The organism is Microcoleus sp. K5-D4 (genome assembly GCF_036704575.1).
In the GTDB taxonomy this organism is placed as follows: Bacteria; Cyanobacteriota; Cyanobacteriia; order Cyanobacteriales; family Microcoleaceae; genus Microcoleus.
This window is the reverse complement of sequence record NZ_JAUBSD010000122.1, coordinates 1-15,572: the sequence shown is the minus strand read 5'-3', so window position 1 is coordinate 15,572 and position 15,572 is coordinate 1. Positions and strand designations below refer to the sequence as shown.

Here is a 15,572-nt window from a genome sequence, read left to right as displayed (position 1 = left end):
CTGCCTATCTTTTTTTACCACAAGTTGGCTCAATCCTTACTAGCTATGGGTTTTGGGTGGGTTGTCACCCCCCCAGATTTGGTCTACGGATGGATTATCAATAGTTGGTTTGACTCCAATTGGACGAGCTACAGTTACAGCATTAGTCTTAAATCGAGAGAGAGTCATTAATATTTGGGCCGCTGACAAAGCTATAAAACGACATCCACTTGTAGGCGATTTAATTCAATCAGAAAGTTGATCATACTGAGAGTTACTCAAAGTTTTATCGGCTACCTCTGCTGCCAAAATTTTACTGCCATGAAAGATAGATTGCTGCGGCAAGCTTAGCTAACGCACTTATTTTAATTATTTTAATCCAAAGCGCGATCGACCCATCCCTCCCCTAAAACTTACCTATGAGCTAGAACAGTGATAAACTTGATATTCATACCCATCCACCGCCTGCAACTTGCGCGATTCAACCTGACATTTTTGTGCTTCTAGATTGACAGGTACGCGAAAATTAACCAGCCACACATCCAGCGGACGTTCTAATTGACTGAGTGTTTTGTCAAGTGTCCCTGCCGCTATTTCCGGCCCATCCCTTCTTTGATTAGCCAAAAGAAACAGCGGAGAATCAAAGGCTTTAACTTCTTCTTTCTTCCTAACATCCGTTACATCCGTTACATCCGCTACAAAATCCGTTGCCGAACTTCTTTCCCATTCCCACCCTATCCCCATCAACTCTCCTATTTCTACATGAGTCTTTTGAGTAGTGGCAATTAACACGGGAACTTTCGATACTTCGCGGATAATCGGAATTAAAAGGTCTGGTTTGTAATATTTGCGATAGCCGAGATTAGAATTTACTGTGACACCGCTAAAAAAACCCATTGCTAAAATTAGCACCACTGCTTTTTTGCCCGGAACTTCGATCGCCCGTAAATTAAACCATTGACTTTTTGCTGTAGGTGTGTTAAAAATAACCGCCAAGGTTGCTCCTAAAAGCAATATCACCCCCGGAAAGTAGACGAAATTGTATCGAGCCCCGCGAGTTAGGTCAATCCCTAAAATATATGCAAAGCTGAAAAATAGGAAAATTGAGCCTATGACAAATCCGCCGAAAATAACAGTACCTAAACGACTATCCGGCGTTGTTAAGGACTTTTTAAGAGCGCTAAACAGGATGGGAAGCACCAATATAAAAAATATTGTCATTACGATCGCCGATGCAACTACTACTGCCAAATTGGGCGATTCCACCGGCAGCAGAGACATGACAGTGATCCATCCAGCTAAAGCTTGAAAAATCGGCGCGATCCAATTTAAAAATGTGCGATCGCCGCTGACAATCCAATTAGTTAGTTCGCTGCCGTATTTATTTGACAAAAATACCGGCAGCCAAACTAAACCGCCAGCCAAAGTGCCGATCGCTACTGCGAAAAACCGCCAGAGGATTTGAAATTGCCAAATATTAGGCTGCTGGCTGTTGTCAATTGGCAACTTTCCATGAAACTGCTGCCAGATTACAGCAATTAATGCTATTGCTTCCGCACACAAAGCCAGTGTAAAAAAATAGTGAGCGGCAATTCCAAAACAATTAACAACTACCCAAAGTAGCACCACCCAAATAGGCATAGGAGCGCGCTGTTGCAGCTTTTTTGCAGCTAATGTGAGGCAAAAAAGAGAGGCAATCACTAATAATATTCCTAAAGTGTAATGGCGAGCTTCTTGAGCGAGATAAATGCCGTAGGGAGAAACTGCCATCATCGCAGCAGCACATTGACCGACTAAACGCGAATTAAAAGCAAACTTGCCCAAAAAGTAGATAGCGGGAACTGAAATCACGCCCAATAATGCAGGAAGAGCTCGCCCTATCCAAACCATACTATCCTCGGTCGGCCCAAACAGTCGCATCCACCAATGAGCGAGCATAAAATACACTGGTGGATGATTGCTTTCTAGCAGCAAATGGTTTAGGACATCTGCAATGCCAGCACCGGGACGGAATTGCAGGGGTTGTAATAATGTAGAAAGGTCGAGCGCGCGATCGATCGGCACCCCTCGAAAACTGTTGCCCAAGCTAAAAACTAGAGTAGAAAACTCATCTGTCCACAGCGGTTTCGAGTCCAAATTGGCAAAGCGCAAAATAAAGGCGATCGCCGTCCACAGAAATAGCAACAACAGTTGTTTGTTCTTAATCATTAATTCATTCATCTCAAGGCAGTTGGCAGTTGGCTGTTGTCAGTTGTCAGTTGGGAGTTTTTAGTTGTCAGTGCCAATAACTACTAACAACTAACGAATAGCCAAACTAACAACTATTTTTGAACGTCTGTCACCCGCCAACTCAGCTTCATATTGATCCAGAAGTTCCACAGAGTCACAGTTGCGATCGCAATCAACTTAGCCAAATATTCGTTTACCTTAAAAACATTAAACAGCACATTCACCAGCAGCACATTCATAATCAAGCCAATCAAACAAATCACATTAAATTTCAACAGCCGTTTCAAGCGCTGGCGCTTTCCAGGCTGCCGCTTAGAAATATCACCAAAAGTCCACAAATCGTTCCACAAAAAATTATTGATAATTGCCACTTCAGCAGAAAAGATTGCACTGCGAGTCAGCCCCAAACCGAGGACAGTCCGCAGCAGGTAAAAAACTCCCATATCCACAAAAACGCCGCTGAAACCAACCACGCCAAACCGCAGGAATCGGCCCATCGGCCAGCGGGCAAACCGCAACCGAAGCAAATGTCGCAAATACTCAATATACTGTTTCCAGGTAACTTTGCTCTCCCCTTCTTGCCGCTCCTGAAACACGTAACCAACTTCTCCAATCCAGCGGATGTCGCCCCTGCCGAGCACTTCAATCAATATTTTGTAACCAGCAGGATTCATGGTTTTGCCGGCTATGCAAGTGCGGCGCACCATAAAATAGCCACTCATCGGATCGGAAACTCGGCCCACCACTCCCGGCAGGATCACCAACCCCACGGTTTGAGCGCCGCGCGATAAAAATCGCCTGACAACGCTCCAGTCGCTCACCCCGCCCTCGCCCACGTGACGACTGGCAGCAGCTAAATCTGCTCCCCGCTGAATTTCTGCTAAAAGCTGCAATAGCGTCTCCGGGGGATGCTGCAAGTCGGCATCGATGACGCCCAAAACCTCCCCCCGAGCTGCCTGCCACCCGCGAATCACCGCTGTAGAAAGTCCCCGCTCCTCTTCCCGACGCATCACCCGCAATTGCGGATATTCCGGTGTCAGGGACAGGGCGACTTCCCAGGTGCGATCGGGGCTGTTGTCATCGACTACAATTAATTCGTAGTTGCCAGGAATACTGCCATCAAGCAAGTGGCTCAATTTTTCCACAATACTCTTGACATTCTTGCACTCGTTGTAGGTGGGAATGACGAGGGAAAAATAAATTGGCGGTGTGTCGGCCTCTGTAAAATTTGAATTGAAAGTCTCTATAGCAGGAATTCGCAAAAGCCCAGACGGCACTGGCAAGAGGTGATTTGCTTGGTTGAGGCCCATAATTTCATTTAGCAAAAAATAAAGGATGGTTTTGTAAGACTTGAGATTGTAAAATATCGTTCCTCCATAATTGATTCGTTAAAATATAAAAACGCCTTAATTCTAGTCAGTAATTCTGTAATTGAGTTAAAAATAAAACTGTGGATGCAATTCTCGATCGAGCTTTACAAGGTTATAACATCTCTGCTGCAGAAGCCTTGGTACTTTTGCAGCAAACAGAGCCAGATGCGCGAGCTTCTATTCAAACAACCGCTGACTTGCTCCGCCGCCGACAATCAGGGGATACTGTCACCTACGTTATCAATCGAAATATTAACTTTACTAACATTTGTGAGCAGCATTGCAGTTTTTGTGCATTTCGCCGCGACGAGGGAGATGAGGGCGCTTTTTGGTTAGATGCAGCTCAAATTCAGGAAAAGGCAACTGATGCAGTGCAGCGGGGTGCGACGGAAATTTGTATGCAGGGCGGCTTAAATATTCAAGCTAAGCTCAACGGCGCATCTTTGCCTTATTATCTGCAATTGGTGAAAACCATTAAGGATAAGTTTCCTCAGTTGCACTTGCACGCTTTTTCGCCGCAAGAAATAGAGTTTATTGCCAGACAAGATAATCTTAGTTTCAGCTATGTAATTTCGGCTTTGCGGGATGCAGGAGTCGGTTCGATGCCGGGAACTGCAGCGGAAGTTCTCGACGATTCTGTGCGACGGGTGATTTGCCCGGAAAAACTAAATTCGGCAACTTGGCTGGAAATTGTGGGAACTGCTCACAGTCTGGGTTTGCCGACAACGAGTACGATGCTTTGCGGGCATATTGAGACGGCCCAACAGCAGGTTTTGCATTTAGAAAAAGTACGATCGCTCCAACAAACTGCGATCGACCAAAACTATCCTGCACGCATTACAGAGTTTATTTTACTACCATTTGTCGGACAGCAAGCACCGGCTCCTTTGCGGAGTCGAGTCGGGCGCGACCAACCAGTTTTAGCAGATACATTGTTACTCACCGCTGTATCGAGAATCTTCTTGGGAAATTTGATTTCCAATCACCAACCTAGTTGGGTAAAATTAGGTTTAGATGGAGCTACAGAAGCGCTGAAATGGGGCTGCAACGACATCGGCGGTACGTTGATGGAAGAGCATATTACAACGATGGCCGGTGCGGTTGGCGGCAGTTGTCAATCTGTCGAAGATTTGCAAAATGCGATTCGTTCTTTGGGGCGGGATTATCAGCAAAGAGATACAATTTATCGACCTTTAGGGGTTGACAATTTTGCAGTAATTGGGTAATTTTTTGGATGCGAAGTCCGAAGTGCGTAACGTCTGCTACGAGTTTAGCCGATCGCACTTTCAAATTCTTCTAGCGCTTGCAAATTTCCAACCTGCCAAGCACGTTCCGCTGTAGCAGGAATCAGTTGGACCAGCGCGATTTCTGGAAAGTTCGGACTAATATTCGATTCTACATACTCTCCATTTTGCAGCAAATAAATGTGAAGTCGGCCGCTGTCATAAACCCATATTTCTGGAACTCCAATAATTTTATAGGCATCGATCGTAGTTTTAGAAGTAACATCCGTCTCAATTGCCAAATCCGGTTGCGGATCGTCCGGTAAAAGCCGGCGGCGATTAATCATCCGCTGATAATTTAGAATGTAAAAGCAAGCATCAGGTTCAACTCCTGCTGCACCTTCCCGCTTGAAAGTAGTAGAACCAAAGGGTTCATATCTTCTGCCCGCTGACTTGAGTAAAAATTTTACAATATCGGAAATTAAATCTTTCGGAATTTCCCTATCTAGTAAGGAAACCATAATTTCTAAGGTATTCTTGCTGTAGGCAATTCTAGTTCTTCGCTTTTCTCCTAATTCCTGCAAAATAGACTCAAACTCCAGCCAACTTACATTTGGAATAGTTATGACACTACCGGGAGCAAGCTCAATCTGGCTAACAGGTTTGAGCACGGGGGTGATAACAATCATAAGCTGAATTAGGAGCTAGTCGTTAAATTTGTGCCAAGGGCAGGCAGGATGCCTACCCCACAAGAGTTTTTTGATATATCTGTTGAGTTTAGCACGGCAACGAGAAGAGATTCGCGATCGCACTTTTGACTCAATTCTAGAAAGATCGATCGCACATTTATGACTTCATTGCAGCCGGATTAATTTGACTAACAGACTCATGATTTCTCCCTGTTCCGGTGTAATAATGATGCGATTGTCGGGAATGGCGATCGGATGAGTCCAACGAACAGCTTCCTCGTAACGCAAGGCGTGCAGTTGGTGGATAGTTCGGTGTACCCCCAGCGGCGAACCGATGATGACGTGACGGACTGCTTCGCGATCGCCCTCCAAGGTTTCGTTGGTTAAAACTTGGGGCGATGTTTGGTTCGATGATGAATCTTGGAACATAGCTTTGACCCATAATTTTGGATAGGTTTGATGCTTTGTAACGGTAAAACCGCGTACAATAACAAGTTGAAGAAAAGACAGCAATTCCCCTACAGCACAAGTGGCTTAGCTGGTGCTGTCTCGTCTTTATGTGTTTTATTAGCGTAAACCAATTTACGGTTAACCGTCAATTGATTTGCGTAAATTAATTTACGGTAAGGATCGAGCTGCTTGTGGAAATGCCGGAAAAATCAGAGCGATCGCCACTAATGCGGCTCAGACTTAAGCGATCGTTAACCCAAAAGCAGCTAGCAGACGCACTTGGCGTTACGGAAACAACTGTAAGGAACTGGGAAGCTGGGCGATCTGTACCGAAGCTAACGCCTGTTCAATACAAGAAGTTGCTAGAGATTCTGCAAATTACCTCTGGTGAATTACCAGACCAATTTGGTTTTCCTAGCGATGCTGATGGATAGAAAATGGAATATTATAATTGAGGCGTTTTATTTAAACGAACTTATTTGGTTTTCGGATAGTTTGTCCCATTGCGTAGACTCCATAGCCTTTGAATTGCTTATTCGTCTGCGTCGGACTCTTCCTCCCCCTCATCCCACGTCGGTGTATAAGTTGAATCTGGAGGCTGAATTTCACCTAGTTCTATAGCTAGCGTTTTGCGATACTGTTCTGCTTCAGCAACCTTGGTAAATTTAATTTCAGCTTTTTTTACAGTTTTAGTTTGTTCGGCAATTTTTTCAAATGCCGAGGTAATTTCATCTAATGAAACCTTGAAAAACTCCTTGCGCTCGTTAACTTTGTTGACGCTTTTGTCTCGAAAATATTTATGCAATAAATTCTCTGTTTCTGGAACGTTTTCCGAAAAAATCATTGCATGAATATCAAAGGGAAATGGAACAGACGCTCCACTTAGTTCTTTAACGCGCTCGTCTGGTTCAAGCCTTCGCGTCATCCCAATCTTATAAACATTCTCTCCAAAAGAACCTATATTTGAAATGATATAGACATATCCTGCTTTAGTCATCTGAGCGCGAGAAATTGCCCGGCTTTGATTGGCAAGAGCCTCTTGAAGTTGTTGATTTATTTCTTGAATTTTTCGCTCTAATTGTTCTCTCTGTTGGCCTGTAGCTTGTTCGATTTCTCGGCGAGCTTTTTCTAAAGCTTGTTCGCGACGTTTTACTTCTTGTTCCACATCTTTTCTCGCTTTTTCTATCTCCCGGCGTTCTTTTTCTTCTTCGCGCATTTGCTCTCTGATTCTCCGCTGTTCTTCAGCTTCCTCCTGTTTTTTCTCCAGAAACTCGTGAGTAAGATATAGTTCTTCTAGTTTGAGAGCGCGATAACTAGGCATGATTTGAGAGCGAGTAGTTTCTGATAGCTTATTCAAGGTTTCAAAAGCTTTGTTTATTCGGGTTTCTAATTTAATGGCATTGTTATATTTAACCTGAAGAATTGCAGCATCGCATTCGCCATTAAATGCTCTCAGTATCAGCGTCAGAAAGTCATCGGTCATTTTCTTGCCTTTTTTCTGGCTGCCATCTACTTGCCACGGTACAGGACAGATAGCCGCAGTCTTATCTTTCAGCATTTTACTTTGCTGCCTTCTAATTTCCTCCAGTCGGTGCTTGTATTCTTCAGAAGTGCCAAAGTCATACTTTGATTTATAAAATCCGAAAGATTGAACGGATGCTGATTCTTCCACCTCACTGAGTTTTTGCTGGAGGTTTCTAATTTTAGCATTTAGTTTTTCTTGCTCGGTTGTAAGCTGGTCGAGTTCCCCTTGTTTGAGATTTATGTTAGAATCTAATTTCTGTTCAAACTCCTCTTTGGAAAAGAGTGAATCATATTTACGTAACAGCTTTTTCTGTTTGGCTAGTTTTAGTTGCGTGTATGTCAAGGCGGCAGCCAGAACTACTGCTGCTAGTGTGAGGAGTGTTGACAACATATGAATCTGCCTTTCTAAGTGAATACGTCTTAATATAACTGTAAGCTTGTGAATCAGCCAAGTTTCCGGAAATTTAACCCGATCGCCCTTAGCACATTTTCATCCGCATCAAGTGAAGTTTGCGACAATCAGCCGATCGCACTTTCCAAAACTTACATCTTTCACCATTTTCAAGAACAGGCAAGATGCCTGTTCCACAACATATCAATTTCTTGTGGGGTGGGCATCTTGCCCGCCCCAAAAAGACTTATCTCTCGCCCTTTTACACCTTAAACTTCTCCACAATCCGTCTCATCGCTTCCTCCACATTTTTCCGACTATTAAACGCCGAAATGCGGAAATAACCCTCGCCCGCGGCACCAAAACCCGAGCCCGGAGTTCCCACCACATTGCAAGTTTCCAGCAACTTTTGAAAGAAATCCCAACTCGACAAACCGTGAGGCGTTTTCACCCACACATAAGGTGCATTTTCGCCACCAAAAACCTCGATTCCCGCCGCTGTCAATTTCTCGCGAATAATCGCAGCATTTTCCATGTAAAAATTGACTAAAGCCTGAATCTGTGCCTTGCCAGCCTCCGAATAAACCGCCTCTGCACCGCGCTGCACGATGTAAGAAACGCCGTTAAACTTAGTAGATTGGCGGCGGTTCCACAGCTTCCAAATTTCGACATCGGAACCATCTGCCGCTTTTCCAGTCAAAGTCTTCGGTACAACTGTTAGCGCGCAGCGAGTACCCGTAAAACCAGCATTCTTGGAAAAAGAACGAAATTCGATCGCACAATCCCGCGCCCCTTCAATTTCGTAGATAGAATGCGGTAAACTCGGATCGGTAATATACGCTTCGTAGGCAGCATCGAAGAAAATAATCGAACCGTTAGCTTTAGCATAATTTACCCAAGCTTGCAAGTGTTCCTTCGTTGCAGTTGCCCCCGTCGGGTTATTCGGGAAACACAAGTAAATTAAATCGACTTTTTTGTCGGTGGGAATTTCCGCAGTAAAATTGTTTTCCGCTGTGATTGGCAGGTAAACTAAGCCGCCGTATTCACCATTTTCGTTGGCATCTCCCGTGTGTCCGGCCATCACGTTAGTGTCTACATACACCGGATAAACTGGATCGGTAACTGCGATCGTGTTATTGTTGCCAAAGATATCGAGAATATTGCCGCAATCGCACTTAGAACCATCAGAAATAAAGATTTCCGAAGCATCAACATCGCATCCCCGCGACTTAAAATCGTGCTCGGCAATTTTCTCCCGCAGCCACTCATAACCTTGTTCCGGGCCGTATCCTTTAAAGGTATCCCGCGAGCCCATATCTTCCACCGCCTTCACCATCGCCTCCCGACAAGCAGCCGGTAGCGGTTCAGTCACGTCGCCAATCCCCAGCCGGATGATGGGCGCTTCGGGATTCGCCTCCGCATAGGCTTTCACCCTGCGCCCAATTTCGGGAAACAGGTAGCCGGCTTTGAGTTTGAGGTAGTTGTCGTTGATAGTTGCCATAGTTCGATCGCTACAAATGTCGTAGAATAGCTTACTCCCAATTGTCTCTCTCAAGCAGCAGGAAGTTCGGCAACCAGCAGTGTACGGGATTTAACGGATGTAACGGATGGATGTTCGGGGAAGAGAAAGATTTTCCCGACTCGGACACTCAAACACTTCGATACTCCGCCATCACAGCCAATCTGCCTAGTTGCTCACCAGCCATTGACCAAAAAATCAAATCTGCTTGTATAATCAGAATAGTAGGCAGCGCAGAAACAATTATGGACGAGATCGAGTACGCCAAACTCTATCAAGAACTGGCCGCAATTCTGAATGAGTTTAACTTGGGTTGGGTAGTTCAACAAGTAGCGGATACTGTAGAGATAGGCAAAGTAATAGAAGAGCGATCGCTCAAAAGAAAAACACCCCTGCTCAAGATAGAAGATTATACCGCAAAAGAACAACTTTTGCTGTTAATTAATGCTGTCGAACAAGCGACGGTCAACACTTCCGAAATGGAAGACGAAATTGCTTATTTCTTGAAAGTAGAATCAGAAACCTCTCCCCTCGGCACAAAAATTACCTTTGCCAATTCAGGTGCCGAAACTGCCAAAACAATTGAGTTTACCTCCAGCGTCACAGCCCCCCGCCACAAACAGGCGATCGCCCTCAAGCATTTGCTCGAAAAACTGCCCTCCGGGCCCAGCAACTACGCCGTAAATTCCGAAATTAAAAGCAAATTAAAAAGCTCGATCGATCCCGATTTTAACACAGCAGCAGAACAATCCCGAATTTTTGACACTTACCTATTCACTATTCTGCTAAAAGCAGTTGCTAATGAAGGCGGGACTATTTATTACAACAATGTTTTAGACGACGAAACACCGAAATATTTAACATTTAGAAAAACGGCGGGAAAAATCCACGGAACTGCACATCCATACACTCATGCTGTTGTCGAATTTCCCGACAAACCAGCCCTGGAAGTTCACCTAGGAGTAAAAATCCAAGGTAGAGCCGGAGTTCTCCACAACTGCAACGTTTTAATTTTGTACCAAAAAGAAGCAAATATCTGCCGCTTGCTCAACCGCGAACCCCGGCACTCGCAGGTAATTTTAGCAGTAAAATCCGAACACAGCACCTCAGAACTTAAACTAGAAATGGCTGGTGCTTTTATCGGCTTAGCGTCAGATATTCGCTACGAAGGCGGCAGCTATTTCATTTCTAACAGTTACTCCCAATCCGTAGCAAAACTGCTAACAACCGCTCGCAAAAAATGGGAACTAAACATTTTTCCTAGAGCCACAAACGATGTCCACCGGCTGATGTACTCGTTTCAAACTATCTTTAAAGACTTTAAGGCCAGAAACTGATTCAGTTAATACCATTTCACAAAAGTCTTGCTACATTTTTTGTGTGGGGTTTCCTTACACTGACTTATATCAAATCCGGTAGCATCGTTCTGGTAAAGTCTCCTGCAATCTGCCACCAAATATAAGCAGAATTTTCTGTTTTTAGGCTCACAGTCAACAGTCAACAGTCAACAGTCAACAGTCAACAGTCAACAGTCAACAGTCAACTTTCCTAGATTTGCCCGGTTAAATGTATCTGCTAATGTATCTGTTACATGAGCCAAGAAAATAATCTATCATGTTGCGAGCACCAGAACCTTACGAATAATGTTTAAGAAAGATAAATCTTCCCTGCTGTTTACGATCGGAGCCGCCACACTTCTGATCGGTTTAGGCTTTGTCACCTACTACCTCGTCCTTTCCCGTGGGCCCGCCAAAGATTTGCCGGCGGGGGCAACGGTTGTCCCGCAAGATACGATGATGGCCCTATCCCTCACCACCGATGAATCGCAGTGGAATAGACTGCGAGAGTTTGGCACGCCCGAGTCAAAAGCTTCGTTTGAGAGGTTTTTAAGCGAAATGCGCGATCGCCTCCTCACAAGCAACGGCTACGCCTACCAGCAAGACATTCAACCCTGGGTGGGTAACACAGCAATGGTGGCTTTTCTCCGCAACAAAATAGCTATACCAGCCCCCCCGCCCCCACCCAATACGCCCCCATCTCCGCCAATTCAACAGTCAGTGGCAATTATCCTGCCAATTGCCAACCCGCTCAAAGCCAAAGAATTATTAACAAAACCCAGGCCTCTCAGCCAAGGAAAAATAGTTGAGCGTAATTATAAAGGCGTGCAAGTCACAGAAACTCAAGGCGTACCCGATCGCAATTTTTCCGTCGCGGTATTGGGCACCAACTATCTAGCAGTCACCACAGATCCTAGCGCTACAGACAGAATAATCGACACCTACAAAGGCGAACCATCCCTAGCAAAAACCCCTGGTTATGCAGACGCCATAGACAAAATAAAAAGTCCGGGCGCCTTCGCTCAAATCTACGTCAATATGCCCGTTGCTGCCGCCTATGCTGCCGCCAACTCAGCCCGTGAAATTTCGCCAGAAAACCTCGAAAAACTGCAACAAAATCAGGGATTTGCCACCACAGCGACGCTGGAAGCAGAAGGAATTGGATTCAAATCAGTCTCTTGGTTAAAACCAGATTCTACCAGAAGGATAGCAGTAGAAAACAATGCTCTAAAAATGGTTAACCGCCTGCCAAGCAATACAATAATGATGGTATCCGGTGGCAACTTGCAGCGTTTGTGGCAAGACTACGTAGTGGGAGCCGAGGCAAACCCGATTTCCCCGATTAATCCCCAAGTTTTACGCACAGGTTTAAAATCCACTACTGGCATGGATTTAGATAAAGACTTGATGAACTGGATGGCGGGAGAATTTTCTCTATCATTAATACCAGCGCCCGCCCAGAATCCCAGAGACAAATTTGCTGCCGGATTTGTATTTATGGTGGAAACAAACAACCGGGGCGCTGCCAACAAATCCCTGAAACAGCTTGATGAAACGATGAAAATGAAAGGGTTTAGAGTTGAGGAAATTCAAGTCGGCGGCAAACCTGCGACAAAATGGACATCGCCGTTTGGAGGGATTACGGTAACTCGCGGTTGGATGAACGATGTAGCGTTTATGACAGTAGGAGCTCCCGTGGTTGATGCGATCGTTCCGGAACCGAAAAGTCCGCTTTTAAGCAGCGAACTGTTCCAGAAAACTGTACGATCGCAACTTAAACCCCACAACGGCAATTTCTTCATCGACATCGAGAGTGCGTTTAACCCGAAAAACCTAGCTTTGCCGGAGTTTCCTCCCAACCAAAAAATGTGGATAGACGCCACGCGGTCGATCGGCGTTACAGCGGCCGTCATTGGCGATCGTACCACCCGTTACGACGCTTTTGTCGGCCTCAAAAAATCCAACCAATCCACTCCTTCACCGGGCCTTGCTTCACCGCGCCCTGCTTCACCGCGCCCTGCTTCACCCAGTCCATCGCCCACCGTCCAAACTTCTCCCAACTAACTCTTAAATCATTCAAAAAATCCGCCTGGACACCCCATTAAACAGCAACAGGGCGACAGATTAAAACCGAAAGGCAGCCGCCAGAAGGAACAAGGAAGAAGCAAGGACAGGACTTACGGATACAGACTAAAGAAACCGGGTTTTTTTATCGTTTCTGCAGGCTGCAACGAATTATTTTCGTTAACAAACCCGGTTTCTATGCAGCTTCGCGTCCACGACTACCAAAGAAACCGAGTTTTTTAAGCCTGGGGCTGCAACGAAGTGTTTTCGTAAAAAAACAGGGTTTCTGCGTCCAGGAATGAAGAAGCAATCGACCGTTTCTGACGCACCCTACACTTTAGGTACGCGTTGCGTCTTGGACTTCTTATTTTTGTCAGCATTTTAAGGGTCGGCAATTGTAGAGCCGGCTTTTTTTGTTCTTTTTTATAAAAGGAAAGGAAAAATTTTTTACGTGGATTTTTCCCGGTCAGTTCTGGGCGCAGAAGCCGATTTTTTAAACAGCCATACTTCCTTCAAACTCTCACTAATGTAAAAAAAAACGGTTTTTAGGGGTCGGAGTGCGTCTAGGAAAGCCAGCTTTTTTATATGTCATCCGGAAGATACAGCTTCTAGGCATTGCGAGTTATATTTAGATTGTGGAGAAGATACGCTCGGGGAATTGCAAATGCAGAGGCAAATTTTACAGGGAAATTTTCCTCAGTGAGTCGGGAACGCACTTGCAGTCCGAAACCCGCTAGCTTCATAAATATACAGCCTTTAACTCCAATTTTTCAGAGAAACTAGGTTTATTTACCTAATTTCTGTGTATATATTTTACCCATTAAAAACCTATGGAAACCGCCAAAAATATTCAAATAAAGGCTAAATTCCTGTCGAAAAAAAGAATAAGCAAACTGGCAGTTTCTCTGCCAATTATCTTAATAAATCTTTACTTTTTGCAAGCAAAAGCCGAAGGTCAAACCATTGTTCCAGCGGCAGAAGGAACGAACACAACAGTCACTCCCGCACCCCAAAATGGAACTCCTGGGCAGCCAACTCGCTTCGACATTGAAGGCGGACAATTATCGAGCGATAAACAAAATCTTTTCCACAGCTTTACAGAATTCGGCTTGTCGGAAAATCAGATTGCCAACTTTATATCAAACCCCAACATTCGCAACATTTTAGCGGGCATAGGCGGCGGAAACCCGTCGATTATTAACGGCTTAATTCAAGTAACCGGCGGCAATTCTAACTTGTTTCTGATGAATCCATCCGGCATCATATTTGGCAACAGTGCCAGCTTAAACGTGCCGGCTTCTTTCACAGCAACCACCGCCACCGCTATTGGATTTGGTTCTAACTCGTTTAACGCTGTCGGTAGTAGCACTTACACATCTCTGACAGGCGCGCCCAATTCCTTTTCTTTTGGGGCCGATCAGGCAGGGGCAATTATCAGCACGGCAGACTTAGCAGTCAAGTCAGGACAGAACTTAACTTTGCTCGGCGGTACCGTTGTCAGCACAGGCAGCCTTTCTGCCCCAGACGGTCAAATTACCGTAGCATCAGTCTCCGGGACAAATTTAGTGCGCGTCAGCCAGCGAGGCAATTTGCTGAGTTTGGAAATCGAGCCGCCCTCAGCGACGAGCACCACAGAAAGATCCAGCACAGCTTCGACATTCTCGATCGCATCCTTGCCCGAACTGCTCACAGGCATCGGTGAAACAAACGCTACAGGCATCAGCGTCAATGCCAGCGGTGAAGTGGTACTCACGGCCTCTAACCGAGCCGTAGCTGCGGGGGACGTGGCACTAAAAGATGCAAACGCTCAGGCGATCGAAATTCAAGCAGCCAAAAGCATTGCAGCCAGCGGAAACCTGACAACTTCCCAAGGTGGCCCAATCGCCCTACAAGCTAGTGGAGACATTAGCACTGCCGATCTCGACTCCCACTCTGACACCACCGCAGGCGGTAACATCACCGTCACCAGCCGTACAGGAAAAGTAGAAACAGGCAATATCAACGCAAGCTCGATCGACAAAACCAGCAACGCCGGAAACGTTATTATTGCAGCACCCTCAAGCAGCATTGAAACAGGGTTCATAGACGCCAACTCCGAAGAAAAACAAGGAGGCGCAGTCACTCTCAACGCCCGCGACGACATCGAAGTAACCCATATCAACACCGAAGGCCGAACAGGCGGAGGAGAGATTGACATTACAGCCGGCGGTAATTTCCGAGCTACAGGCACTTTCACAAACGATAACAACTGCTTGTCGCAAGCTTGCAGCATTTCCGCATCCACGACTGGTAGCGCCAATGGTGGAGATATCACCATTCGCCACGGCGGGGAAGCCTCGAACACTCTTTTCAGTATCGGGCCCGACTATAACAAACTCAACGGTACTGCTGGCAGCATTGCCACTGGGGGTCCAAAGAAGGAAAATGTCATTACACAGGGAAGTTATTTCAGCCCCGAGCCTCAGATAGTACAGCCAACCCAAATTAACATTACGGCTTCTTCAGTATCGCCAGCACCAACACCAGCACCAACACCAGCACCAACACCAGCACCAACACCAGCACCAACACCAACACCCGCGCCAACACCAGCACCAGCACCAACACCCGCGCCCGCACCAACACCAGCACCAACACCAGCGCCAACACCCGCACCAACACCCGCACCAACACCAGCACCAACACCAGCACCAACACCCGCACCAACACCCGCACCAACACCAGCACCAACACCAGCACCAACACCAGCACCAACACCAGCACCAACACCAGCACCAACACCAGCGCCAACACCAGC

At 45.9% G+C, this 15,572-nt stretch carries 11 protein-coding genes; 5 read left to right on the top strand and 6 right to left on the bottom strand.

What is annotated here, in order from left to right:
- Positions 1–396: 396 nt before the first annotated feature.
- Positions 397–2,187, bottom strand: coding sequence for a glycosyltransferase family 39 protein (locus QUA77_RS26465; RefSeq protein WP_333453516.1), 1,791 nt, complete (start codon positions 2,185–2,187; stop codon positions 397–399).
- 113 nt (positions 2,188–2,300) lie between these two features.
- Complete coding sequence (locus tag QUA77_RS26460; RefSeq protein WP_333042063.1) at positions 2,301–3,518, bottom strand: glycosyltransferase; 1,218 nt, start codon at positions 3,516–3,518, stop codon at positions 2,301–2,303.
- 140 nt (positions 3,519–3,658) lie between these two features.
- On the opposite strand from QUA77_RS26460, the gene cofH reads away from it, so the two are divergent.
- Entirely contained in the window at positions 3,659–4,804 is a 1,146-nt protein-coding gene (gene cofH / locus QUA77_RS26455) for a 7,8-didemethyl-8-hydroxy-5-deazariboflavin synthase subunit CofH (protein ID WP_333453514.1), read from the top strand.
- A 44-nt stretch (positions 4,805–4,848) separates the two neighbouring features.
- Here cofH and QUA77_RS26450 read toward each other — a convergent pair whose 3' ends face one another.
- Together QUA77_RS26450 and QUA77_RS26445 are read right to left on the bottom strand one after the other, a co-directional pair.
- Positions 4,849–5,490, bottom strand: a complete 642-nt coding sequence (locus tag QUA77_RS26450; protein ID WP_333453512.1) for a Uma2 family endonuclease — start codon at positions 5,488–5,490, stop codon at positions 4,849–4,851.
- Positions 5,491–5,655: 165 nt separating this feature from the next.
- Positions 5,656–5,919: a hypothetical protein gene (locus tag QUA77_RS26445; protein WP_333453510.1), complete on the bottom strand. Its 264-nt coding sequence runs from the start codon at positions 5,917–5,919 to the stop codon at positions 5,656–5,658.
- A gap of 218 nt (positions 5,920–6,137) precedes the next feature.
- Here QUA77_RS26445 and QUA77_RS26440 point away from each other — a divergent pair, with 218 nt between their 5' ends.
- Entirely contained in the window at positions 6,138–6,374 is a 237-nt protein-coding gene (locus QUA77_RS26440) for a helix-turn-helix transcriptional regulator (protein WP_333453517.1), read from the top strand.
- A 98-nt stretch (positions 6,375–6,472) separates the two neighbouring features.
- Here QUA77_RS26440 and QUA77_RS26435 read toward each other — a convergent pair whose 3' ends face one another.
- Complete coding sequence (locus QUA77_RS26435) at positions 6,473–7,855, bottom strand: DUF4041 domain-containing protein (RefSeq protein ID WP_333453508.1); 1,383 nt, start codon at positions 7,853–7,855, stop codon at positions 6,473–6,475.
- Between the two features lie 262 nt (positions 7,856–8,117).
- The gene (locus tag QUA77_RS26430) at positions 8,118–9,356 is read right to left on the bottom strand and encodes an LL-diaminopimelate aminotransferase (RefSeq protein WP_333453506.1); all 1,239 of its coding nucleotides are present in this window, start codon (positions 9,354–9,356) and stop codon (positions 8,118–8,120) included.
- Positions 9,357–9,619: 263 nt separating this feature from the next.
- Here QUA77_RS26430 and QUA77_RS26425 point away from each other — a divergent pair, with 263 nt between their 5' ends.
- From QUA77_RS26425 to QUA77_RS26415, 3 genes are all read left to right on the top strand, one after another.
- On the top strand, positions 9,620–10,711 hold the full coding sequence (locus QUA77_RS26425) for a hypothetical protein (protein ID WP_333453504.1): 1,092 nt from the start codon (positions 9,620–9,622) through the stop codon (positions 10,709–10,711).
- Between the two features lie 306 nt (positions 10,712–11,017).
- Positions 11,018–12,775, top strand: a complete 1,758-nt coding sequence (locus QUA77_RS26420) for a DUF3352 domain-containing protein (RefSeq protein WP_333453502.1) — start codon at positions 11,018–11,020, stop codon at positions 12,773–12,775.
- A gap of 830 nt (positions 12,776–13,605) precedes the next feature.
- A partial coding sequence (locus QUA77_RS26415) for a two-partner secretion domain-containing protein (RefSeq protein WP_333453500.1) occupies positions 13,606–15,572 on the top strand: 1,967 nt, incomplete at its 3' end.